This window comes from Herbaspirillum sp. WGmk3 (assembly GCF_023952535.1).
Lineage (GTDB): Bacteria > Pseudomonadota > Gammaproteobacteria > Burkholderiales > Burkholderiaceae_D > Herbaspirillum > Herbaspirillum huttiense.
In genome coordinates this window covers 20,311-43,122 of the sequence record NZ_JAKYWT010000009.1, presented here as the reverse complement: position 1 = coordinate 43,122, position 22,812 = coordinate 20,311, and the positions used below count along the sequence as shown (strand labels likewise).

General features: G+C 63.5%; 18 protein-coding genes. 12 read left to right on the top strand and 6 right to left on the bottom strand.

Annotated elements, in window-relative coordinates:
* Window positions 1–192: 192 nt before the first annotated feature.
* From MKD49_RS24875 to MKD49_RS24865, 3 genes are all read left to right on the top strand, one after another.
* Window positions 193–1,023, top strand: a complete 831-nt coding sequence (locus MKD49_RS24875; RefSeq protein ID WP_252697629.1) for a MetQ/NlpA family ABC transporter substrate-binding protein — start codon at window positions 193–195, stop codon at window positions 1,021–1,023.
* A gap of 624 nt (window positions 1,024–1,647) precedes the next feature.
* On the top strand, window positions 1,648–3,072 hold the full coding sequence (locus MKD49_RS24870; protein WP_252697628.1) for a GGDEF domain-containing protein: 1,425 nt from the start codon (window positions 1,648–1,650) through the stop codon (window positions 3,070–3,072).
* A 77-nt stretch (window positions 3,073–3,149) separates the two neighbouring features.
* Window positions 3,150–3,935, top strand: a complete 786-nt coding sequence (locus MKD49_RS24865) for a TIGR02285 family protein (RefSeq protein WP_252697627.1) — start codon at window positions 3,150–3,152, stop codon at window positions 3,933–3,935.
* 9 nt (window positions 3,936–3,944) lie between these two features.
* Here the strand turns inward: MKD49_RS24865 and MKD49_RS24860 are convergent, their stop codons facing one another.
* From MKD49_RS24860 to MKD49_RS24835, 6 genes are all read right to left on the bottom strand, one after another.
* Window positions 3,945–5,135 carry an AGE family epimerase/isomerase gene (locus tag MKD49_RS24860; protein ID WP_209568014.1) on the bottom strand — a complete coding sequence of 397 codons (1,191 nt, stop codon included), beginning with the start codon at window positions 5,133–5,135 and terminating at the stop codon, window positions 3,945–3,947.
* A gap of 26 nt (window positions 5,136–5,161) precedes the next feature.
* Window positions 5,162–6,178: a ribose ABC transporter permease gene (locus tag MKD49_RS24855; RefSeq protein ID WP_252697626.1), complete on the bottom strand. Its 1,017-nt coding sequence runs from the start codon at window positions 6,176–6,178 to the stop codon at window positions 5,162–5,164.
* A 2-nt stretch (window positions 6,179–6,180) separates the two neighbouring features.
* On the bottom strand, window positions 6,181–7,773 hold the full coding sequence (locus MKD49_RS24850; protein ID WP_252697625.1) for a sugar ABC transporter ATP-binding protein: 1,593 nt from the start codon (window positions 7,771–7,773) through the stop codon (window positions 6,181–6,183).
* Between the two features lie 120 nt (window positions 7,774–7,893).
* Window positions 7,894–8,844: an ABC transporter substrate-binding protein gene (locus MKD49_RS24845; RefSeq protein ID WP_209533518.1), complete on the bottom strand. Its 951-nt coding sequence runs from the start codon at window positions 8,842–8,844 to the stop codon at window positions 7,894–7,896.
* A gap of 98 nt (window positions 8,845–8,942) precedes the next feature.
* Window positions 8,943–9,572, bottom strand: a complete 630-nt coding sequence (locus tag MKD49_RS24840; RefSeq protein WP_121037665.1) for a nucleoside/nucleotide kinase family protein — start codon at window positions 9,570–9,572, stop codon at window positions 8,943–8,945.
* 423 nt (window positions 9,573–9,995) lie between these two features.
* Complete coding sequence (locus tag MKD49_RS24835; RefSeq protein ID WP_252697624.1) at window positions 9,996–10,604, bottom strand: cysteine hydrolase family protein; 609 nt, start codon at window positions 10,602–10,604, stop codon at window positions 9,996–9,998.
* A gap of 130 nt (window positions 10,605–10,734) precedes the next feature.
* Between MKD49_RS24835 and MKD49_RS24830 the strand changes: the two genes are divergently transcribed.
* The 9 genes from MKD49_RS24830 (at window position 10,735) to glyS (ending at window position 22,726) form a co-directional block, all read left to right on the top strand.
* Window positions 10,735–11,652, top strand: a complete 918-nt coding sequence (locus MKD49_RS24830; protein ID WP_252697623.1) for a LysR substrate-binding domain-containing protein — start codon at window positions 10,735–10,737, stop codon at window positions 11,650–11,652.
* A gap of 193 nt (window positions 11,653–11,845) precedes the next feature.
* Window positions 11,846–13,186 (top strand): tRNA (N6-isopentenyl adenosine(37)-C2)-methylthiotransferase MiaB, encoded by a 1,341-nt coding sequence (gene miaB / locus MKD49_RS24825; RefSeq protein WP_252697622.1) that lies wholly within the window; start codon window positions 11,846–11,848, stop codon window positions 13,184–13,186.
* Window positions 13,187–13,216: 30 nt separating this feature from the next.
* Window positions 13,217–14,344 carry a PhoH family protein gene (locus MKD49_RS24820; protein WP_252697621.1) on the top strand — a complete coding sequence of 376 codons (1,128 nt, stop codon included), beginning with the start codon at window positions 13,217–13,219 and terminating at the stop codon, window positions 14,342–14,344.
* Window positions 14,331–14,786: an rRNA maturation RNase YbeY gene (ybeY, locus tag MKD49_RS24815; RefSeq protein WP_008325707.1), complete on the top strand. Its 456-nt coding sequence runs from the start codon at window positions 14,331–14,333 to the stop codon at window positions 14,784–14,786. The genes MKD49_RS24820 and ybeY overlap by 14 nt, the downstream gene beginning before the upstream one ends.
* A gap of 317 nt (window positions 14,787–15,103) precedes the next feature.
* The gene (locus MKD49_RS24810) at window positions 15,104–16,750 is read left to right on the top strand and encodes a methyl-accepting chemotaxis protein (protein ID WP_252697620.1); all 1,647 of its coding nucleotides are present in this window, start codon (window positions 15,104–15,106) and stop codon (window positions 16,748–16,750) included.
* A gap of 210 nt (window positions 16,751–16,960) precedes the next feature.
* Complete coding sequence (locus MKD49_RS24805) at window positions 16,961–17,839, top strand: HlyC/CorC family transporter (RefSeq protein ID WP_034332131.1); 879 nt, start codon at window positions 16,961–16,963, stop codon at window positions 17,837–17,839.
* A 28-nt stretch (window positions 17,840–17,867) separates the two neighbouring features.
* The gene (gene lnt, locus MKD49_RS24800; protein WP_252697619.1) at window positions 17,868–19,493 is read left to right on the top strand and encodes an apolipoprotein N-acyltransferase; all 1,626 of its coding nucleotides are present in this window, start codon (window positions 17,868–17,870) and stop codon (window positions 19,491–19,493) included.
* Between the two features lie 120 nt (window positions 19,494–19,613).
* The gene (gene glyQ, locus MKD49_RS24795) at window positions 19,614–20,531 is read left to right on the top strand and encodes a glycine--tRNA ligase subunit alpha (RefSeq protein WP_039790129.1); all 918 of its coding nucleotides are present in this window, start codon (window positions 19,614–19,616) and stop codon (window positions 20,529–20,531) included.
* A gap of 74 nt (window positions 20,532–20,605) precedes the next feature.
* The gene (gene glyS / locus MKD49_RS24790) at window positions 20,606–22,726 is read left to right on the top strand and encodes a glycine--tRNA ligase subunit beta (protein ID WP_252697618.1); all 2,121 of its coding nucleotides are present in this window, start codon (window positions 20,606–20,608) and stop codon (window positions 22,724–22,726) included.
* Window positions 22,727–22,812 lie beyond the last annotated feature (86 nt).

Below are 22,812 nucleotides of genomic sequence, written 5' to 3'. Positions count from 1 at the left end.
CGAAGTCCCTCCCTGACCGAGCGCGCGAAGTGGAACGTGCGACATGACACGACACCGACGGACGCCCCCTGCCACGCTTACTCGAATCCCCAAGAAGCAAATGCGAAATCGTTTGTTGGGCCACTGAAGAGCCCTGCCTATACTGGGCTCCGTCTTACCCCCCTTCAGACCTTTCTCGCAAACAGGCCCTTCATGACCGCTTCCCCCTCGCTCACCCAACGCTGGATACCAAAGCTCACCGTCCTGCTCGCCAGCCTGGCTGCAGCAGGCAGCATCCTGGCCGCCCCGCTCAAGATCGGCGTAGTCCCCGGCGTCTTCGCCGACTCCGTGGAAGTCGCCGCCAAGGAAGCCAGAAAACAAGGCCTCGATGTGCAAGTCATCGAATTCAGCGATTGGGCCACCCCCAACATCGCGCTGGATGCCGGCGACATCGACCTGAACTACTACCAGAACAGCAATTACCTGGCCAATGCCGTGCGCAGCAAGGGATTCAAGCTAACCAGCGTGCAGGCTGGCATCCTCTCCTACCTGGGCCTGTATTCCAGCAAATACAACTCCCTGGCCGATCTGCCCAACGGCGCCAAGGTGGCCATCGCCAGCGATCCCGTCAACGTCGGCCGCGGCCTGCGCCTGCTGCAGCACGCAGGCCTGATCACGCTACGCCCTGACACCGGGCTGCTCGGCACCCAGGCCGACATCGTCTCCAATCCCAAGAAGCTGCAGTTCGTCGAGGTCGAGGGACCGCAACTGGTCCGCGTCACGCCCGATGTGGATCTGGCGCAGGGCTTCCCCTATTTCATCATCGCCTCCAAAGCCTTCGATGCGCACAAGGGACTGGCCTATACCAGCTACGAGGATGATTCCTGGGCCATCCAGTTCGTGGCCCGCAGCGACAAGACAAACGATCCGCGCATTGCCCAGTTCCTCACCATCTACAAAAATTCGGAAGCAGTGCGCAGCAGTATCCAGGCGTTCTATCTCAACGACCAGAAACTCTATCGCCTGGCCTGGCTGAAGAAGTAAGCCACCCTACGCAGTATCGTTACCTTTCTTGGAAACGAGCGCGCGGTTGATATTCATCCTGGCAGTTGCAACTCAAGTACGCGCGCAAGCCCGGCAAGCCGAACAGTCGTCATCACGGTGACGGCTGTTCATTTCCAGCGCACCCTGCGCCGCGCAGTCAGCGCATCAAACCTGCGAAGGATCTCCGCTCATGCCGCATGGCAACGGCGAGCGCACAATCCTCACCAACACTCCTCCCGCGCTGGCAATGATGCGAACGAGATGGACAATTTGCTTACGTTCAAGCAGCTTTCACCAACATCTCGCCAACACCTGACGTTAGAATTTACCCCGCACGTGACCAGTAATTAAGCGGCCCATCAAGGGCCCTCATCACATCCGCGGGAGGAGATTCAATGCGGCAGTACCACGCCATGCCAACGCAGCGCATCCGTAATAATGCGCGCTGGTCCGCCGTGGCTACTACCCTCGCCGCACTGCCTGCACACCACGCCATGACGCCACGCAGCGTCTCGCCATCGGTCGCCCACCCCCCTCGCGCTGGCACGATGTCTGCATACCGCATCGGCATTGCGTTGCACGCACGCGCGAACTCCTGAGCAAGGCAACCCGCCACGCAAGAAAATGAATTTGCTCTCCAAGAATTCCCTGGCAGTCCATCTGCTGCGCATCATCTTCGGCAGTTACTTTCTGGTGACGCTGATCGTGACCTGCCTGCAACTTGGCGCTGAATATGAGCACACGCAGTCCGGGGTGGACAACGAATTGCGGGCCATGGACCTGACCTTCGGTGCCAGCCTGGCCAGCTCCACCTGGCGCTTCCAGGGGGACGTGCAAAAGGCCACCCTGCGCGGCATCAGCAACCTGCCCGTGGTCACCGGGGTGAAGATCGAAGACCCGCAAGGCAAGCTGGTGATGGCCCTGGGCAATATCATCGATCACGATGGCAAACAGATCCACGTCGACGCCGACGGCGCGCGCAGTGCCGTCAAGCCGGGCTTCTTCAATGCCGCCACCAGCCATCGCTTCCCGATTCTCTATCGCGATGAACACGGCGTCACCCACGACATCGGTGCCTGGACCGTCTATTCCAGCCGCCAGGTGGTGATCCGCAAGGTGGCCTACGGCTTTACGCTGATCCTCATCAACTCGGTCATCAAGACGCTGGTGCTGTGGTTCATCTTCCTCTACGTCTTCCACCGCTGGCTCGGACGGCCCATCACCCGGCTGTCGGACTTCGTGCGCGGGCAGGATCTGAACCAGCCCGATCACCCCGACAATCCGCAACGCATCCGCCTGCGAGGACGCACGCGCCATGAGCTGCACTTCCTGGCCGATGCCATCAACGCGATGCTGTCCAGCCTGCGCAAGCAGTCACGCCAGAACCGCGCGCTCTACGCGCAACTGGAACAGGAAAAGGAATCCCTGCGCGCCCTCAACAAATCGCTGGAGCTGCGCATCGCCGAACGCACGCGTGATCTGGCGCAGGCCAACGAACGTCTGCGTTCACTCAGCCTCACCGATGGCCTCACCGGCATCGCCAACCGCCGCAGCTTCGACGAGACACTGGATCACGAATGGCGGCGCAGCCTGCGCCACGCCAAGCCGCTCACGGTGGCTTTCATCGACGTCGACTGGTTCAAGCCCTACAACGATCATTACGGCCACGTGGCCGGGGATGCGGTCTTGCGCCAGGTAGCGCAGACACTGCAGCACACCATCGGCCGCGCCGGTGAAACCGTAGCGCGCTATGGCGGTGAAGAATTCGCGGTGATCCTCGCCGAGACCGATGGCCTCCAGGGCCAGCACATCCTGCAGCGCATGTGCGATGCCATCCATGCGCTGAACCTGCCGCATGCCGGATCCGCTCTGGGCCGCATTACCATCAGCGCCGGCGTGGCCTGGTGCGTTCCAGCACATCCCGACGCGCGGCTGGAATCCTTGCTGCAAGCGGCCGACCGGGCGCTCTATCAAGCCAAGACCGATGGCCGCAATCGTGTGTTGCTGGCACCGGCGTTGCCGCCGTCGTCTTCCGCGGCCCCCATCTGAAAAGGAAGTCGCGCATGCTCCATCGTCATTGGCTCAAACCCCTCGCCCACTTGATGTGCTGCGCGTGCCTGGCGGCCATGTTGCCCCTCGCGATGGCAGCCGACCAGATCACCTGGGGCAAATACAATGTGCCGCCCTACATGATTCGCAGCGGAGAATTCGCGCATCAGGGCATCTTCGATCTCACCCTCAACGTGCTGAAAAAGGAAATGCCCGGCTACGAGCACGTCGAACTGGAGGCCCCCTTCCCGCGCATCAACAGCGAGATCCGCAAGGGCAGTCACTGGTGCTTCAACGGCATGCTCAAGACCCCGGAGCGCGAACATTACGGCTACCTCTCGCTGCCGATGTCGATCTTCCTGCCACTGCGCATCATCGTGCGGCGTGATCGCGTGGAGGAATTCAGGCACCGGACCTCGCTGACGGGCTTGCTGCAAGACCCACGGCTGACTACATCGGTGATGCGTGACCGCTCCTACAGCCCGACGGTGGACAAGCTGCTGGCCACCTATCCGCCGCGTGAAAATTATTCCGAACAGATGGAAGCGATCGGCATGCTGCTGGCCGGCCGCCTTGACTACATGGTTGAGCTGCCGCTGCTGGCCTTCGACCAGGCGCGCGCCATGGGCCATGCAGGCGAACTGGTGGCGCTGCCGATGCAGGAGGCCAATGAAGTCGTCTTCAATCGCGTGATGTGCCCCCATAACGAATGGGGCCGGCAAGTGGTGGAGCAGGTCAACAAGGTCCTGCTGGCCGAACGCGCCAAGCCATCGTATCGCGCCATCGTCGAGAAATGGCACGATCCGGAATCGGTGGCGGAAATCCGCAAGATCTATGACAAGGTGTTCCTGAAGATTCCCTGAGCGTCTTGCTCACTCGCGCAGGCCGCCCGCTTCCATCACATCCCAGCACGCGCCCATGGTGTGATAGTCGACCTTGCCGGCGGGCGACTTGGTGTCCTCCAGCTTGCTGCCATCGGCGGCCAGAATCCGGAACCAGGCCCCGTGATGATGATCGACCAGATGCGCCCAGCTCCACGCCCAGATGGCGTGATACTGCTGGCGGAAACGTTCTTCCCCGGTCACGCGCCACAAACGCCATGCACTGGCGAAGGACTCGGCCTGGACCCAGAAATATTTGTCGGTGTCATACGGCCGCAGGTCCGGATCGAAGCCGTAGATCAAACCGCCATACAGAGCATCCCAGCCATGCTGCCACGCCGCGTCCTGCAACTCGGCGGCCCGCGTCACGTAGGCCGGGCGCGGCTCCTGTGCATGGGCGATCAGCAGCAGCTTGGCCCACTCGGTCTGGTGGCCGGTCTGGAAGCCCCATGGCTTGAAAATGTTGTCGCGGTTGCCGCGGTTATAGTCGTGATCCAGGGACCAGTCCTGACGATAATGCTCCCACACCAGATCCTGCGATTGCCGTGCCAATCCAAACACGAAGCGCTCGATCAGCAACTGCGCACGTTCCAGGTAGACCGCGCGCCCGGTGGCGACATGCGCAGCGAGGCAGGCTTCGCACATGTGCATGTTGGCGTTCTGGCCGCGATACGGAATCAACTCGCCAGAGGGCGTGATCTCGTCCGCATACGCTTCATGCGCAGGCTCAAAGAAAGCGCTCTCCATGCGTTCATACGCCTGCGCCACCTGCTGCGCATCACACAAGCCGACGCGGTGTGCCTGCGCGAATGCCAGCAGCACGAAGGCCTGGCCATAGGCCATGACGGTGCCATCCTCGATCTGGCCATCGCGCAGGGTCCAGGCATACAGGCCGGCCAACGGTCCCTCCGCATGACGGAAGCGCTGCAGATGCGCCAGTGCATGGCGCGTCTGTTCCAGATAGCGTGATTGCCCGGTATGCAGATACGCCATGGACTGCGTGAAGACCAGCCGCGTCGCGCTGACCAGATGCCGATGGCTGCGCTCATAGACGCTGCCGTCGTCCTTGAGGTAATGGAAGAATCCGCCCTCTGGATCGATGGCATGGCGGTCGTAAAAGGCCAGCGTATCGGCCACATGCGCTTGCAGGAAGGCGCGGCTTTCGAGATCGGGAAGGGACATGCCGGCTCCGGATGGGGAAGAGAGTGTCATTGCGCGGCATCCTTCTGACGCCATTTGTCGAGGATCACGGCCAGCACGATGACCGCGCCCTTGGCCACGTATTGCCAGAACGAGGACAGGCCGAGGATGGTCAGCCCGTTGTTCATCACGCCGATGATGAGCGCCCCTACCACCGTCCCCCAGATCGTGCCCACGCCCCCCATGAGGCTGGTACCGCCCAGCACCACAGCGGCAATCGCGTCCAGTTCATAGCCGCTGCCCCAGTTGCCGTTGGCGCCATACAGGCGGCTGGCCGACATGGCGCCGGCCAGGCCGGCGAACAGGCCGCTGATCGAATACACGAACAGCAGCACCAGTCCCACGCGGATGCCGGTCAGGCGCGCCGCCTGCAGGTTGCCGCCGATGGCGTAGATGTGCATGCCCAGCACCGTCTTGCGCAGGATCACCCAGGACAGCAGCACCACCGCGACCGCCACCCAGATCAGCCAGGGGACGTGCAGGAAATCGCCATTGCCTATCCATTCGAAACTGGGGATGTCATTGTTCAGCACCGTAGTGCCATCGGCCAGCAGATAGGCCGCCCCGCGGAAGGCCGTCATCGTGCCCAGCGTCACCACGAAGGCATTGATGTTGAGGAAGGCCACCATGGCCCCATTGACCATGCCCATCAACAGCCCCGACACGATGAACATGGGAATCGACCAGCCCGGCGCGGCACTGAGCGATATCTGCATGCCCAGCACCGCCGACACTGCCAGCACGGAGCCGACCGACAGGTCGATGCCGGCGGTAAGGATGACGAAGGTCATGCCGGCCGCCAGTACCAGGTTGATGGCGACCTGGCGCAGGATGTTCATGGTGTTTTCGGCGGTGGCGAAGTTGGAACTGCCGTCGCCGCTGAGATAGATGGTGAGCGCATAGAACAGCAGATACAGCACCACCAGTACCGGCAACATGCCCAGCCGGTGCAGCAGCCATTGCGACGCCGTGGAAGAAGAACGCGCCGCAGCCACGTTGTTGTGCAGAGGAGTTGGATGTGCCATGACTAGAAGGAATGAGAAGAAGGAGAAGAAGGCAAGCCCGAATGCGCCATGCCGTAAACCGGAGCGGCCTGTCCATGCGCACCATGCATGCCCCCCGCATCGGTGGCCAGATGCATGATGGCTTCCTGGGTGATGGCCGCGCCGGCCAGTTCACCGGTGATGCTGCCCTCGCGCATGACCAGCACGCGGTCGCAGATGCCGATCACTTCCGGCAGCTCGCTGGAAATGACGACAACGGCCACGCCCTGTTCGGCCAGCTTGTGGACAAGTTGATAGATCTCGCTCTTGGCATAGATATCCACACCCCGCGTAGGCTCGTCCAGGATCAGAACATTGGGTGCAATCTCCAGCCAGCGCGCCAGCAGGACCTTCTGCTGGTTGCCGCCGGAGAGCTTGCCCACCGCCACGCCGGGATGCGCGACCTTGACGTTGAGGCGCTGGATGGCGTCGCGCGCCACGCCATCCAGCGCGCCGCTGCGTACCAGTCCCAGCGTGCTGTGGCGGCCCGCCACGTTCATGGTGGCGTTGGCTCCCACGGCCATCTGCAGGAACAGCCCCTGGCCCTTGCGGTCTTCCGGCACGTAGGCGATACCGGCACGCATGGCAGCGCGCGGTTCATCGATCTGCACCGCCTGGCCATCCAGCAGCACGTGGCCGCCGCTGCGGGCATCGGCACCGAAAAGCAAGCGCGCCAGTTCGGTACGCCCGGCACCGACCAGTCCGGCAAAACCGAGCACCTCGCCGGCACGCACCGCGAAGCTGGCCGGCCTGACCTTGCCGCCCGCCAGATCCTGCACCTGCAACACCACCGGCAAGGCCGCCGCGCGTTCCGGGGCCATGCGGGTGTGCTGGTAGAACTCGCCCAGCGAGCGGCCCACCATCATCTGCACGATGCGTTCGGAATCGATCTCCTCGCGCGCCAGTTCGCCCACGAAGCTGCCATCGCGCAGTACCGTCACGCGATCAGCGAGGGCATACACCTCGGCCATGCGATGGCTGATGTAGATGATGGCCAGGCCCTCATCGCGCAGGCGTTTCACGACGCCGAAGAGATGCTCGGTCTCGCGTTCGGAGAGCGCCGCCGTCGGTTCATCCATGATGACGATGCGGCTGCGGTGTACCAGGGCACGGGCGATTTCGACCTGCTGCTGTTCGGCGATGGAAAGACGTCCGGCCCGGTCCGAGGCACGGAAGCTGGCGCCCAATTGGCGGAGGACGGCATCGGTGCGCGCGCGCATGGCGGCGTGATCGATCAGCCCCCAGCGTGTGCGCAGTTCGCTGCCCATGAAGACATTGGCGGCCACGCTGATGTTGGGCGCGACCGCCAGTTCCTGGTAGATCAGGTTGATGCCGGCAGCGCGGCTGGCACCGGGGTCGCGCAGCGAGACCGGCTTACCGTCCAGCAGGATCTGGCCGTCATCGGGCGCATGGACGCCGGACAGCACTTTCATGAGCGTGCTCTTGCCGGCGCCGTTCTCGCCCATAAGGGCGTGGATCTCGCCGGGGCGGATGGTCAGGTGCATGTCCGACAGCGCGCGCGTGGCCCCGAAGGACTTGCTGATGCCGGTCATCTGCAGAATGGGAGTGGAAGTCATGGCAATCAAGGAAAGCAGCCGCAGGACGGCAAGCGCGTCCCGCAGCCGGAAGATCTCCTGACTGCGGGCGCTGCGGATCGGGCTCGCTCACCTGTGAGGTGAGCTACCAGATGCGTGGCTTCAGTTGGCCGGGACCCAGCCCTTGTAATCCGCCACGTTGTCGCGCGTGATCAGCTTGACCGGCAGCAGCTTGACGGCCTTCTCGGGGGCGCGGCCATTCATGACCTGATAGCCGATGGCCACGCTTTCAGCAGCCATGCCATACGGGTCCTGCGCGGGCGAGGCGGCGAAGAGCGACTTGCTGTCCTTGAGCGCGCGCTCGGCATCGGGTGCACCATCGACACCGGTGATGACCTTGATGTCGCTGCGCTTGGCCTGGCGGATCGCAAGCTCGGCACCGATAGCAGTCGGGTCGTTGATGGCAAAGACGCCATCGATCTTGCCTTGCGCGGCCAGCAGATTGGACATGGTGGTCATGCCGCCATCACGGCTGCCGCCGGCGTTCTGGTTGTCGGAAAGAATCTTGATGCCGGGCGATTTCTTGAACTCGGCCTTGCAGCCGGTGACGCGGTCCATCACCGCCGAGACCGGCGGACCATTGACGATGACCACATTGCCCTTGCCCTGCAGCTTGTCGGCAATGAATTTGCAGGACTCGGCGCCGGCCATGGTGTTATCCGACATGACGGTCACATCCGCACCTTCTGCGGCCACGTCCACGGCCACCACCACGATGCCGGCCTTCTTGGCCTTCTTCACGGCCGGGCCGACGCCCTTGGAGTCGGCCGCATTGAGCACGATCAGGTCGACCTTGTTGGCGATGAAGTTCTCGATCTGGCCGACCTGGGTGTTGAGGTCATACTTGGACGAGACCACGGTGACCTTGGCATCCGGATTGATCTTGTGGGCGCCGCTTTCAGCGCCCTTGGCGATGGCCACGAAGAACGGATTGGCCAAATCGCCGAGGGTGACACCGACCGATTTGAGGGGCTTGTCCGCGGCCTGTGCAGTGGCCGTGGCGGCGCCCAGTGCAAGAGTGGCGCAGGCGATGGCGAGGGTTTTCTGGATCATGCTGGTCTCCGTTCTTGTTGGAAGTTCGAGGGGGATGGCTGGGGCCTGTCGCGGCCCTTTGCTGCTTGCTGCTTGCTGCATACAACACGCCGGAACGGTCAGTCCCGGCGAACAATCTGGTCGGCACGGCTGCGCGTCGTTTCGATCAGCGCTGCGTTGATTTCATCGCTGTGCATCACCCACGCCTCGGCCTCTTCCGGACTGCGGCCAAACTGCACGTGGCGCGCAATCAGCCGCTGCAGCCGCACGGCAGGATCGACATCGACATACCAGACCTCATCGAGCAAGGGCCGCACGCGCGACCAGTGGCCGCGGTCGAGCAGCAGGTAATTGCCTTCGGTGATGATGAGCCGGGTATCAGCAGGGATGGCGATGCTGCCGGCAATGGCTTCCTCGATCTCGCGCAGGAATTGCGGTGCGTAGATGACTTCATCGGCCTGCTGCTGGCGCAGCCGCGCCAGCAGGTGGACGTAACCGGCGCTGTCGAAGGTATCTTCCGCCCCTTTGCGCGTGGCGCGGCCCAGCCGTGCCAGCTCCGCATTGGCGAGGTGGTAGCCATCCATGGGCAGGATGACGGACTGCGTCAGTCCGTGCGCCTGTGCATGCGCCAGCAGCGCAGCGGCGAACGTGGACTTGCCGCTGCCGGGCGGACCGGCGATGCCGAGTATGGTGCGCTGGCCTCGGGCCAGCAGCGCTGCGAGCCGGTCGCTGAAGGGGGCCGGAATCATGGTCGACTCATTCCTTTTTCTAAGGACGGCCTGCCAGTCCATCCGTGCGCGCCGTGCGCGTTCTTTATTGAAATGCAGCACAACAGCAGCTTCTCCTGTTGTGCTTGCCTCGCCCATCTGCCGCATGGCAGGCGGCTGTCGTGCCAACCGGATGCGGACATGCGCGAATTGCGGAAAGCCGACAAACTAAGCGATTCTGTCTCCTGAATTTCAGCACTCCTGAATATTCATGCGTTATTTCTAATTATTGCTAGTTCCTCGTCGTCAACGTGATGAAATTTTCTTTGAATTTTTTCGATATCGATCCCCTTATGAATAAGTCAGATCATTTTCAAGCTGCATGAAAAAAGGACGCTACCTCGGTGGTAGCGTCCTTGTGATTGTCTTTTTCGCGCAGTGCGAAAAAGCCGTGATGCAATGAGATCAGGCCCCGGCCAGCGCCGCCGCATCTGCTACCACGGTGGCATAGCGATCGGCCAGTTCGGTCAGCGCCACACGCTGGACCTCGGCCGCCTTGACCGGCGCACCGCCCAGGGGATCTGGCAGGTCGCGGGTGGCGCAGGCAGCCGCCACGACCGTGGAGGCATAGCCATGGTCCAGCGCCGAGCGCACAGTGGCACTCACGCACATGTGGGTGGCAAAGCCGGTCACGATCAGGGACTTGCGGCCGGTCTTCCTGATGGCCTCGTCCAGCGCAGTGCCGGCGAAGGCATTGGGCAGGCCCTTGGGCAGCACCAGTTCCTCACCCTGCGGCTGCACACCATCGATGATGGCCACGTGCGGACCTTGCGGATCAAACATGGCACTGCCCGGCTTGCTGTGGTGGACGATGTGGATCACCGGCGCACCGGCGGCACGGGCCTGGCGCAGCAGCTCGGCGATCTGGCCGACCGCGGCATCGATGCCGGCCAGCGGGGCGCGGCCGGTGGTGTATTCGGTCTGGTGGTCGATGATGAGCAGGACGGCTTCCTGCCAGGTGGCGGCGCGGGCGCTGCCACCGGCGATCTGGATCAGGGTCTGGGGTGAGGACATGCGCGGTTCCTTGTTAAAAAATGTTCGAGAGAAGTCGATAAAACGCTGCAACTGAACGTCAATGCACAGTGACGGACCATCTTAGTCCGATAAAATTCGCACTGCCATTCACCAAAATCGCCAGGCCCCTGTGAAAAAATTAACAGCCCGCAGCAAGGCCGCGCCCTTGCCCTCCCCGCAAGCCATGCATGCCGCCCTGGATGCCGACTGGGAAAGCCTGCGCAGCTTCGCCGCCTTCGTCGAAGCCGGCAGCCTCTCCGGCGCGGCCCGCGCGCTGGGCGTCACGCATGCCACCATCGGCCGCCGCCTGCAACTGCTGGAAGAGGCCTTGCAGGGTCCGCTGTACCTGCGCCGCGCCGAGGATGTTGAACTGACCCGCCTGGGCGAGAGCGTGCTGACGGCTGCCCGCGCCATGCAGGAACAGACCCGGCAACTGGCGCGCACCCTGGCGGGCGGGGACCTGCGGCTGGAAGGCAAGCTGCGCCTGGCCTGCACCGATGCCATCGGGACCATGTTCCTGGCCCCGCGCCTGCCCGCTCTGCTGGAGCAATGGCCAGCGCTGGACGTGGAATTCGCGCTGGGCCACCAGACCCTGAGCCTGGCGCGGCGCGAAGCCGACCTGGCCCTGCGCTTCGGCAAGCCCCAGGATGGAGAACTGATCGCCAGGCCGCTGGGTGAAGTGCGCTTCTACCTCTGTGGCACGGCTGACAACGTCGCGCAATGGCACCGGGCGCGCAAGATGGCACCCTTCGTCGCTTATGATGACGGCGTGCCGGACATTCCGGAGACGCGCTGGATCGCCGACCATGCCGCCGGCAACCCGGTGCGTTTGCGCAGCACCAGCCTGGTGGCGCAGTGCATGGCCGCGCGCGCCGGGGTCGGGCTGGCCTTGCTGCCAAGCTATCTGCTGGCACCGGAACTGCAGACTGTGGAGTCCGCGCCACAGCTGCAGCGCGAACTGTGGGCGGTATTCCATCGCGACATCAAGACCCTGCCCCGGCTGCGCGCCGTGCTGGCATGGCTGCAGGACTGCTGCACGCAACTCTGAGAATTGCCGCACGGACAAGTCCGGCCTGCCCTGGCGGCCGCTGCCCGGGGCGTGCGGTGCTATAATCGCGAACCTCCGGGGATGGGCTCCTCCACCGCTGCAGCAGCAGATTCCAGCGGCCCGCCGCCCTCCTCCTCGCCGGCGCGCGCATGTTCCATGCGTCCTTCCTGCGCTCTTCGCCTGATAAAGATTTATGCAGAAAAAAGTATTCATCAAAACCTTCGGCTGCCAGATGAACGAGTACGACTCGGACAAGATGGCCGACGTGCTCCATCTCGCCGAAGGCCTCGTCAAGACCGATCGTCCGGAAGAGGCCGACGTGATCCTGCTGAACACCTGCTCGATTCGCGAGAAGGCGCAGGAGAAGGTGTTTTCCGACCTGGGCCGCCTGCGTGCGCTGAAGAAGGACAAACCCGACCTGCTCATCGGCGTGGGCGGCTGCGTGGCCTCGCAGGAAGGCGACGCCATCATCAAGCGCGCACCCTTCGTGGACATGGTGTTCGGCCCGCAGACCCTGCATCGCCTGCCGCAGATGATCTCCGAGCGGCGCTACAGCGGCCGTCCGCAGGTGGACATCAGCTTCCCCGAGATCGAGAAGTTCGACCACCTGCCGCCGGCCCGCGTGGAAGGGGCGACCGCCTATGTCTCCATCATGGAAGGCTGCAGCAAGTATTGCAGCTACTGCGTGGTGCCCTATACGCGCGGCGAGGAAGTCTCGCGCCGCTTTGAGGATGTGCTCACCGAAGTGGCCGGGCTGGCCGACCAGGGTGTCAAGGAAATCATGCTGCTGGGCCAGAACGTCAATGCCTATCGCGGCGTGATGGAAGATGGCGAGATCGCCGACTTCGCCCTGCTGATCGAATACATCGCCGAGCTGCCGGGCATCGAGCGCATCCGCTTCGTGACCAGCCATCCCAAGGAATTCTCGCAGCGCCTGATCGACACCTATGCCAAGGTGCCCAAGCTCTGCAATCACCTCTACCTGCCGGCGCAGCATGGCTCGGACCGCACGCTGGCGGCGATGAAGCGCGGCTATACCGCGCTGGAATACAAGTCGGTGATCCGCCGCATGCGCAAGGTGCGTCCGGATATCACGGTGCAATCGGACTTCATCGTCGGCTTCCCCGGCGAGACCGAGGAAGATTTCGAAGCGCTCATGAAGCTGGTGGCCGATGTGGGCTTCGACAACAGTTTCTCCTTCATCTTCAGCCCGCGCCCCGGCACGCCCGCCGCCAGCCTGACCGACGACACCCCGCAGGAAGTCAAGCTGGCCCGCCTGCAGCGCCTGCAGGCTGCGCTCAACGAGAACGCGGCAAAGATCAGTGCCGCGCAGGTCGGCACGGTGCAGAAGGTGCTGGTGGAAGGCATTTCCAAGCGCCGCGAGCATGAGCTGCAAGGCCGCACCGAGAGCAATCGCGTGGTCAACTTCGACGGTGGTCTGAACGGCCAGCGCCTGATCGGCGAGATCATCGAAGTCCGCGTGACAGAAGCCTTCCCCTTCTCGCTGCGTGGCGAGATCGTGACCCGTCATTGATGATTCAATCCCCTTAACCGGAATCGTGCATTGAAAAAAATCCCCAATCAGCCTCATCACTTCACGCCCCAGCCGCTGGACAACAAGCGCCTGGCCAACCTGTGCGGTGCGCTCGATGAAAACCTGCGCCAGATTTCCGCCGCGCTGGACGTGACCATCTTCCGCCGTGGCGACCGCTTCGTGGTTACCGGCACCAACGCCGAACGCGCCGTGGAAGTGCTGGAACGTTTCTACGAGAAGGCCGACCGTCCGGTGGCCGTGGACGATATCCAGCTGGCCCTGGTGGAGCAGCGCGCCAACGCCGCCGCCGACGAAGAAGCCGGCCTGCCGCCGCTGCCGGCGCGCCGTGGCAAGGCCGCTGCTGCACCGGCTGCGCCTGCCGCCGATGACAAGGAGAGCCAGGACCCGCTGCCCGAGAGCCCCATCCTGAAAACCCGCAAGCACGACCTGCGCGGACGCACGCCGCACCAGAGCCAGTATCTGAATGCCATCCTGGAACACGACATCACCTTCGGTGTTGGCCCGGCCGGTACCGGCAAGACTTACCTGGCCGTGGCCTGCGCGGTCGATGCGCTGGAGCGCGATGCCGTGCAGCGCATCGTCCTCACGCGCCCGGCCGTGGAAGCGGGCGAGCGCCTGGGCTTCCTGCCGGGCGACCTGGCACAGAAGGTCGATCCATATCTGCGTCCGCTGTATGACGCGCTGTATGACCTGCTGGGCTTTGACCGCACGCAGAAGCTCTTCGAGAAGCAGGCCATCGAGATCGCGCCGCTGGCCTACATGCGCGGCCGCACGCTCAATCACGCCTTCATCATTCTGGACGAAGCGCAGAACACCACGCCGGAACAGATGAAGATGTTCCTGACCCGCATCGGTTTCGGCAGCAAGGCTGTCATCACCGGCGACGTCACCCAGGTTGACTTGCACCACGGCCAGAAGAGCGGCCTGGTCGATGCGCTGTCGGTACTGCACGATGTGCGCGGCATCGCCTTCTCGCGCTTCACCAGTGCCGACGTGGTCCGCCATCCGCTGGTGGCGCGCATCGTCGATGCCTATGATGCCGCCGGCAACCCGCGCCCGGATACCGCGCGCGCCACTGCCCGCACTGCCACCAATCTCCTGACCAAATCCGCCAAGCCGCGCCATGCCAAAACATAAACTCACGCTGTCGGTGCAATATGCCGACGACCGCCTCAAGGACAGCATCACCCGCCCTCTCCTGCGCCGCTGGGTGCAGGCCGCGCTGTTTGCGCCGGCCGAACTGACGCTGCGTTTCGTCGGTTCCGAAGAAGGCCGTGACCTCAACCGCGACTATCGCGGCAAGGACTACGCCACCAACGTGCTGACCTTCGCTTATACGGAAGATGAAGACAGCGAAGTCACCGAAGCCGACATCATCTTCTGTACCGACGTGCTGGAGAAGGAAGCCGCCGAGCAGAAGAAGACCGTGGAAGAACACACCGCTCACCTGGTGGTGCATGGCGTGCTGCATGCGCAGGGCTATGATCACGAGGACGATGAGGAAGCCAACGAGATGGAAGCGCTGGAAACCGAGATCCTGGCTACCTTGGGCTACGACAATCCCTACAAGTCACGCTGAAGCAGAGACTGCCTTGCCGCTTCGGCAACGCAATCTGATGTCGCAAACAACGGTCTGCTACTGCAGGCCGTTTTTTGTTTCCGGCCCAGGTTTCATTTTTGTTGCTTTGCCTCAAGCCGTTGCCGCTTTATCACGCCAAAAAGTAATCGATTTTTCCGATGTGATCATCGATTTTTTCCGTTTCGTAATGGAGTGACAATTTGCCGGTGATTTTCCGCTGACATTTAACTAGGCAATTCAGGAAAAGCCCGATGGGAAGCGGACTCCGGCTGAACGAGAATGCTTCCACACCAATTAAACCCATCGGGGAGGATGTCATGAAGAACCTGAAGATCGGCCATCGTCTTGGCCTTGGCTTTGCCGCCGTACTGGTCCTGCTGGTGGCCGTCGCCAGCTTCGGCCTGCAGCAAGTCTCGCGTCTGAATGATCGCATCGTCTTCCTGACCTCCATCGACGAGGGCAAGCTTGAAGCACTTTCCAAAGTGCAATTCGCCGTGGGCCTGCGCGCCATTGCAGCCCGCAACCTGACGCTGGTCAATGGGACTGCCGAACAGAAAGGCGATCTCGACCTGGTCGGCAGCGCCCAGAAAGATATCGATTCCGGCATGGCCGAGCTGACCCGCCTGATGCAAGATCCGGCGACCACGCCGCAGGAACGCGACATGCTGGAGCAACTGCGCAAGCTGGAGGCGCAATACCTGCCGGTGGCCGTCAATATCGTCAAGCTGGCGACCTCGCAACAGAACGATGCGGCCCGCGTTTCGCTGGTCAAGGATTGCATGCCCATCCTCAATCGCGTGATTGCCCACGTGGAGCAATTCAACAAGCTGCTGCGCAAGAATTCCGCAGCCAATGTGGACGCAGCTGAAGCCGCCTACGCCATGGCCAAGTGGACCATGACGGGAGCCAGCATTGCGGCCCTGGTCCTGGGTGGCCTGATCGCCTGGCTGCTGACCCGCTCGATCTCCCGTCCGCTGGCCCAGGCCGTGAGCGTGGCGCAGAGCGTGCAAGCGGGTGACCTCGGCAGCCGCATCGAAGTCACCAGCAAGGATGAGCTGGGCCAGCTGATGGCCGCGCTCAAGGGCATGAATGACAGCCTGGTGGCCATCGTCGGTGAAGTGCGCCATGGTACCGACACCATCGCCGTGGCCTCAGACGAAATCAAGCGCGGCAACATGGATCTGTCCCACCGCACCGAGCAGCAAGCCGGCTCGCTGCAGGAAACCGCCTCGGCGATGGAGCAGCTGACTGCCACCGTCAAGCAGACCTCCGACAATGCCCGCGAAGCCAAGCGACTGGCCGACAATGCCTCGGACGTGGCCACCAAGGGCGGCGCCGCCGTGAACCGCGTGGTCGAAACCATGCACGCCATCAGCACCTCCTCGCACAAGATCGTGGACATCATCAGCGTGATTGACGGCATTGCCTTCCAGACCAACATCCTGGCCCTGAATGCTGCAGTGGAAGCGGCCCGTGCCGGTGAGCAAGGCCGTGGTTTCGCGGTGGTCGCCTCCGAAGTGCGCTCGCTGGCCCAGCGCTCGGCTGTTGCCGCCAAGGAAATCGAGACGCTCATCAATGAATCGGTCGCCAAGGTGGCTACTGGTGAAAAGCAGGTCAGCGAAGCCGGGTCGACCATGGACGAAGTGGTCAGGAGCATCCAGAGCGTGACCCACATCGTGCAGGACATCAGCGCCGCCAGCGCCGAGCAGACTGCCGGCCTGGAACAGATCAACACCGCCGTGGCCCGGATCGACGAAACCACCCAGCAGAACGCCGCCCTGGTGGAACAGGCTGCCGCGGCCGCCGCCTCCATGCAGCAACAGAGCGTGGCCCTGACCGATGTGGTGAGCATCTTCAAGCTCTCGGCCGAGCAGGCTGCACCTGGCGGTGTACGCGGCTCGCAGCAGGCCGCTGTGCAGCAATATTCCCAAGACACGGCGATGCCGGCCCTGAGCTACGCCTGAGCGCCAGGCAGAAAGTTTTTCCCTGAGGGTGTACTTGCCGGCATCGTGAATGCCGGCTTTTTTTTGCTCGGTGAAATGGCGTGAAGACATCGGAATTTCCAAGAGGCAAGCGGGACGGCGGCCCGCTGTGGCCGGGCCTTTAGTGGACTTGTCACATAATTGTTGTATCCTATGGCTCTTCGAAACTACGTCGGGCTCGCGCCTAACGCCATGCAAGATCACCCTAGTAGCGTCAAGTCTGACGCTAAACCCCATCGTTCCCTGTTTGAACGACTCACCGCACTGATTTCCCCCGAGCCCGAGAACCGGGCAGAACTGCTCGAAGTGTTGCACGACGCACACGAGCGCAATCTCATCGACGCCGATGCGCTGTCGATGATCGAAGGCGTGTTCCAGGTCTCCGACCTGGCCGTGCGCGACATCATGGTGCCGCGCTCGCAGATGGACACCATCGACATTTCCAAACCGATCGAAACCTGGATGCCCGAAGTGCTGGCCACGTCCCACTCGCGCTTCCCCGCCGTGGATGGCGAGCGCGACAAGGTGATCGGCATCCTGCTGGCCAAGGACCTGCTGCGTTACTACGCCGAGGAATCCTTCGACGTGCGCGACATGCTGCGTCCGGCCATCTTCATTCCCGAATCCAAGCGCCTGAACGTACTGCTGCGCGACTTCCGCGCCAACCGCAACCACATGGCCGTGGTGGTGGACGAATACGGCGGCGTGGCCGGCCTGATCACCATCGAGGACGTGCTGGAACAGATCGTCGGCGACATCGAGGACGAATACGATTTCGATGAAGCCGAAGACAATGTGCTGGCCCTCAAGGATGGCCCGCACGGCGCGCGCTGGCGCGTGAAAGCCCTGACCGAGATCGAGCAGTTCAACGCGGAAGTGGGCAGCCGCTTCTCCGACGAAGACGCCGACACCATCGGCGGACTGGTCGCCAATCACGTGGGCCGCGTGCCGCGCAAGGGCGACGAATTCGACATCGATGGCCTGCACTTCGAAGTGCTGCGCGCCGATGCGCGCCAGGTCCACGTGCTGCTGGTGTCCAAGCTGCCGCCGGCACCGCTGGACGACGAGTGAATCGCCTGATCTGCCTGCCGTTGCAACCGTGACTTCCCCCTCCTCCCAAGACCTGCCGCTGCCGCGCGGCGCGACCGCTGCGCGCGGCCGCCTCGGCACGGCGCTGGCCCTGCTGCTGCCGGTGGCAGCGGGTGCGGTCAACGTCTTCGCCTTCGCGCCCTTCAAGCTGTGGCCCTTGCAGATCCTGACCCTGGCCTGGCTGTTCCATGGCGTGCTGGCGCAACCGCAAGCCTCCACCGGCCGCCACTTCCTGCGCGGCTGGCTGTACGGTTTCGGCTGGGCGGCGGCGGGCGTGCACTGGCTCTACATCAGCATGCATGACTACGGCGGCATGCCGGGCTGGATGGCGGCACTGGCCGTGGGCTTGCTGGCGCTCTATCTGGGCTTGTATGCGGGTGCGGCTACCGCGCTGGCAGGCTGGCTGCGCCATCGCTGGTCGTCCTCGCCGCTGGTGCTGGCGCTGTTCATGCTGCCGGCGCTGTGGGCGCTGTCGGAGTGGGCGCGCGGCTGGATCTTCACGGGATTCCCTTGGCTGATTTCGGGCTATGCGCATACGGTTGGCCCACTGGCCGGCTTCGCCCCGGTGGGCGGCGTCTATTTCGTCGGCTGGGTCGCAGCGCTCATCGCGGGCAGCCTGGCGCTGCTGTGGATGGGCCTCGCGCGCAAGGGCGTGGCTGGCACTGGCCAGCGCATCGTGCTGCCGCTGTGTGCTGCGGCCCTGCTGTGCGCGGGCGGCGTGGCCTTGCAGCTGGTGCACTGGACCACGCCACAAGGCCAGCCGATCACGGTGCGCCTGCTGCAGGGGAACATTCCGCAGGAAATGAAATTCTCCAACGATGCCCTGGTCTCCACCCTCGGCATGTACGAACAGATGATCAGCGCCGCGCCGGCCGACCTGATCGCCACCCCGGAAACCGCCATCCCGCTGCTGCCGCAGCAATTGCCGCCGGATTACCTGGAACGCATCGCGCGCTTCGCGCAAAAGAGCGGCAGCCATCTGGCGCTGGGCATTCCGCTCTCCGATGGTCCGCAGCTGTATGCCAATTCGGTGCTGGGCTTCGGCCCGGGACTGGGATCGGCCTTGATGCCCTACCGCTACGACAAGCACCATCTGGTGCCCTTCGGTGAATTCATCCCGCCGGGCTTCCGCTGGTTCGTCGACCTGATGCACATCCCGCTGGGCGACATGACGCGCGGCGCGCCGGTGCAGTCGCCCTTCGGCGTGAAGGACCAGTGGGTGCTGCCCAACATCTGCTACGAAGATCTGTTTGGCGAAGAAATCGCCGGCCAGCTGCGCGATGCCTACCGTGCCGGCCAGCCGCAGGCCAGCCTGCTGCTGAACCTGTCCAACATTGCCTGGTTCGGCAATTCGATCGCCCTGCCCCAGCACCTGCAGATCTCGCAGATGCGCACGCTGGAAACCGGCCGCCCGATGCTGCGCGCCACCAACACCGGAGCCACGGCGGTGATCCTGCCGGGCGGCGCAGTCAGCGAACTGCCGCCCTACACGCGCGGCGTGCTCTCCGGCCAGGTGCAGGGCTATGGCGGCCAGACCCCCTACATTCTGCTGGGCAACAAGCTCATCGTCGGGCTGGCGCTGCTGATGCTGCTGCTGGCCTGGGGCCGCAACAAGGCCGCGCGCATTCGCCACTGATCTCCGATGCCAGGGGCCGGCAGTGCCGCGCCCCGGCAAAACCGGGTCAAACGCCCCAAAAGGCGCTAAAATTCAAGGTTTTCGCAATTCCTCCGCCGGTTCGCCAGGCCACCACACACGATGCTGACATTTCAACAAATCATCCTCAAGTTGCAAGAATATTGGGACGCCCAGGGCTGCGCACTGCTGCAACCCTACGACATGGAAGTCGGCGCGGGCACCTCGCACACGGCAACCTTCCTGCGCGCGATCGGCCCGGAACCGTGGCGCGCCGCCTATGTCCAGCCTTCGCGCCGTCCCAAGGATGGCCGCTATGGCGAAAACCCCAACCGCATGCAGCACTACTACCAGTACCAGGTGGTCCTGAAGCCGGCGCCGGAAAACATCCTGGACCTGTACCTGGGCTCGCTCGAGGCGCTGGGACTGGATCTGAAGCAAAACGACGTGCGCTTCGTCGAGGATGACTGGGAAAACCCCACCCTGGGCGCCTGGGGCCTGGGTTGGGAAGTCTGGCTCAATGGCATGGAAGTGACGCAATTCACCTATTTCCAGCAGGTCGGCGGCCTCGATTGCAAGCCGGTGCTGGGCGAGATCACCTACGGCATCGAGCGCCTGGCCATGTACCTGCAGGGCGTGGAAAACGTCTATGACCTGGTCTGGACCGAATGGACCGAGAACGGCGTCAAGAAGCACCTGACCTATGGCGACGTGTTCCACCAGAACGAAGTGGAACAATCCACTTTCAACTTCGAGTACTCGAACACCGACTTCCTGTTCTCGCTGTTCACCAACTACGAAGCCGAAGCCAAGCGCCTGATGGAAGTGCCGCTGGCCCTGCCCGCGTATGAACAGGTGCTCAAAGCCGCCCACACCTTCAACATGCTCGACGCCCGCGGCGCCATTTCGGTCACCGAGCGCGCCGCCTACATCGGCCGCATCCGCAATCTTTCGCGGGCGGTGGCACAGGCCTACTTCGAATCGCGCGAACGCCTGGGCTTCCCGATGCTGGGCCAGGCACCGGCACAAGCGGCCGCCTGAGACGCAGCGACATGACATGATGCGGCACCGGTTGACTTGACCGGTGTCCCGAGCAAGACAGCAAGACAGACAACATGAACCAGACACTCCTCGTAGAACTCGTCACCGAAGAACTCCCGCCGAAGGCGCTGGCCAAGCTGGGCGATGCCTTCGCCAATGGCATCTTCAATGGCCTGCAAAGCCGCGGCTATCTTGATGCCGGAGCTGCCGCCACCGCCTACGCGACGCCGCGCCGCCTGGCCGTCTCCATCACGCAAGTGCGCGCCGCCTCGCCGGACAAATCGATCCGCGAAAAAGTGCTGCCGGTGACCGTCGCATTGGACGCCGAAGGCCGCCCGTCGGCTCCGCTGGTGAAGAAGCTGGCCGCACTGGCCGCCTCCACCGGTGCCACCGTCATCACCCCGGACCAGCTGGAACGCGCCCAGGATGGCAAGGCCGAGAGCTTCTTCTACACCTATACCGCCAAGGGTTCGGCCCTGGCCGTGGGCCTGCAGGCTGCGCTCGACGAAAGCCTGTCCAAGCTGCCCATCCCCAAGGTCATGAGCTACCAGCGCCAGTTCGGCCGCGCGGCCGGCGAGACGGTGCACTTCGTGCGTCCCGCGCACTACCTGGTGGCGCTGCTGGGCAACGACGTGGTGCCGATCAATACGCTGGGCCTGGATGCCGGCCGTACCACGCTGGGCCATCGCTTCCTGTCCTCGGGTGTGCTGCAGATCGCCTCGCCCGATGCCTACGTCGAGGCACTGGCCACGCAAGGCAAGGTCATCGCCAGTTTCACCGAGCGCCGCGAAAAGATCCGCACTGCGCTGCTGGCCAAGGCCGGTGGCGATCAAGTGCTGATGCCGGATTCGCTGCTGGACGAAGTCACCGCACTGGTGGAATGGCCGGTGGTCTACGAATGCAAGTTCGAAGATGAATTCCTGGCCGTGCCGCAGGAATGCCTGATCCTGACCATGCAGACCAACCAGAAATATTTTGCGCTCACCGACGCCGATGGCAAACTGCGGTCGCGCTTCCTGATCGTTTCCAACCTGGAGACCGATCGCCCCGAACACATCATCGGCGGCAACGAGCGCGTGGTGCGTCCGCGCCTGTCGGATGCCAAGTTCTTCTTCGAGCAGGACAAGAAAAAATCCCTGGCCGATCGCGTGCCGCAACTGGCCAACGTGGTCTACCACAACAAGCTGGGCAACCAGCTGCAGCGCACTGAGCGCGTGCAGGCACTGGCCGGCAAGATCGCCAGCCTGCTGGGCGGCGACGTCAAGCAAGCCGAGCGCGGCGCACTGCTGGCCAAGGCCGACCTGCTGACCGACATGGTCGGCGAGTTCCCCGAACTGCAAGGCATCATGGGCACGTATTACGCGCGTCACGACGGCGAGTCCGATGAAGTGGCACTGGCCGCTTCCGAACACTACCAGCCGCGCTTTGCCGGCGACGCCTTGCCTGCCACCGCCACCGGTACCGCCGTGGCCCTGGCCGACAAGCTGGAAACCCTGGTCGGCATCTGGGGCATCGGCCTGCAGCCGACCGGCGACAAGGATCCGTTCGCCCTGCGCCGCCATGCCCTGGGCGTGCTGCGCATGCTGGTCGAAAAGCGCCTGCCGCTGTCGCTGACCGCCTTGCTGGATGCGACTGCGGGACTGTTCGCCGGCAACGCCAATTTCAAGGATCCGCGCGCTGACGTGCAGGCCTTCATCTACGACCGCCTGCGCGGCCTGCTGCGCGAGCGCGGCTTTGCGCAGAACGAAGTGGAAGCCGTGGTGGCCCAGCAGCCTGACGTGCTGGACAACGTGGTGGAACGCCTGCAAGCCGTGCAAGCCTTCGCCGCCTTGCCGGAAGCCGAGGCCCTGGCCGCCGCCAACAAACGCATCACCAACATCCTGAAGAAGATCGAAGGCGTGGCCATCGATGCCCACGGTGCCGTGCAGGAAAACCTGCTGCAGGAAGCCGCCGAGCAGGGCCTGTTCGCCGCCATGCAGACCACGCGTCCGCAGGTGCAGGCAGCCTACGCCGCGGGTGACTTCGCCGGTGCGCTCAAGGCCCTGGCGCAACTGCGCCAGAACGTCGATGCCTTCTTCAACGACGTGATGGTCAATGCCGAGGACGAACAGCTGCGCAAGAATCGCCAGGCCCTGCTGGCCTCGCTGCATGGCATGCTCAACCAGGTGGCTGACATTTCCAAGCTGGCGGCGTAATCCATCACGCTACCGGCTGTCGTACACGCAACACCGATCCGCCGCGCACGGGCTTGTCCTGGCGCGGCGGTATTCATGAAGGAAAG

Excerpts from the sequence above, each read along its gene's own strand:
- MKD49_RS24875 (WP_252697629.1), top strand. The coding sequence starts at position 193 with ATGACCGCTTCCCCCTCGCTCACCCAACGCTGGATACCAAAGCTCACC.
- MKD49_RS24870 (WP_252697628.1), top strand. The coding sequence starts at position 1,648 with ATGAATTTGCTCTCCAAGAATTCCCTGGCAGTCCATCTGCTGCGCATC.
- MKD49_RS24865 (WP_252697627.1), top strand. The coding sequence starts at position 3,150 with ATGTTGCCCCTCGCGATGGCAGCCGACCAGATCACCTGGGGCAAATAC.
- MKD49_RS24860 (WP_209568014.1), bottom strand. The coding sequence starts at position 5,135 with ATGTCCCTTCCCGATCTCGAAAGCCGCGCCTTCCTGCAAGCGCATGTG.
- MKD49_RS24855 (WP_252697626.1), bottom strand. The coding sequence starts at position 6,178 with ATGGCACATCCAACTCCTCTGCACAACAACGTGGCTGCGGCGCGTTCT.
- MKD49_RS24850 (WP_252697625.1), bottom strand. The coding sequence starts at position 7,773 with ATGACTTCCACTCCCATTCTGCAGATGACCGGCATCAGCAAGTCCTTC.
- MKD49_RS24845 (WP_209533518.1), bottom strand. The coding sequence starts at position 8,844 with ATGATCCAGAAAACCCTCGCCATCGCCTGCGCCACTCTTGCACTGGGC.
- MKD49_RS24840 (WP_121037665.1), bottom strand. The coding sequence starts at position 9,572 with ATGATTCCGGCCCCCTTCAGCGACCGGCTCGCAGCGCTGCTGGCCCGA.
- MKD49_RS24835 (WP_252697624.1), bottom strand. The coding sequence starts at position 10,604 with ATGTCCTCACCCCAGACCCTGATCCAGATCGCCGGTGGCAGCGCCCGC.
- miaB (WP_252697622.1), top strand. The coding sequence starts at position 11,846 with ATGCAGAAAAAAGTATTCATCAAAACCTTCGGCTGCCAGATGAACGAG.
- ybeY (WP_008325707.1), top strand. The coding sequence starts at position 14,331 with ATGCCAAAACATAAACTCACGCTGTCGGTGCAATATGCCGACGACCGC.
- MKD49_RS24810 (WP_252697620.1), top strand. The coding sequence starts at position 15,104 with ATGAAGAACCTGAAGATCGGCCATCGTCTTGGCCTTGGCTTTGCCGCC.
- MKD49_RS24805 (WP_034332131.1), top strand. The coding sequence starts at position 16,961 with ATGCAAGATCACCCTAGTAGCGTCAAGTCTGACGCTAAACCCCATCGT.
- glyQ (WP_039790129.1), top strand. The coding sequence starts at position 19,614 with ATGCTGACATTTCAACAAATCATCCTCAAGTTGCAAGAATATTGGGAC.
- glyS (WP_252697618.1), top strand. The coding sequence starts at position 20,606 with ATGAACCAGACACTCCTCGTAGAACTCGTCACCGAAGAACTCCCGCCG.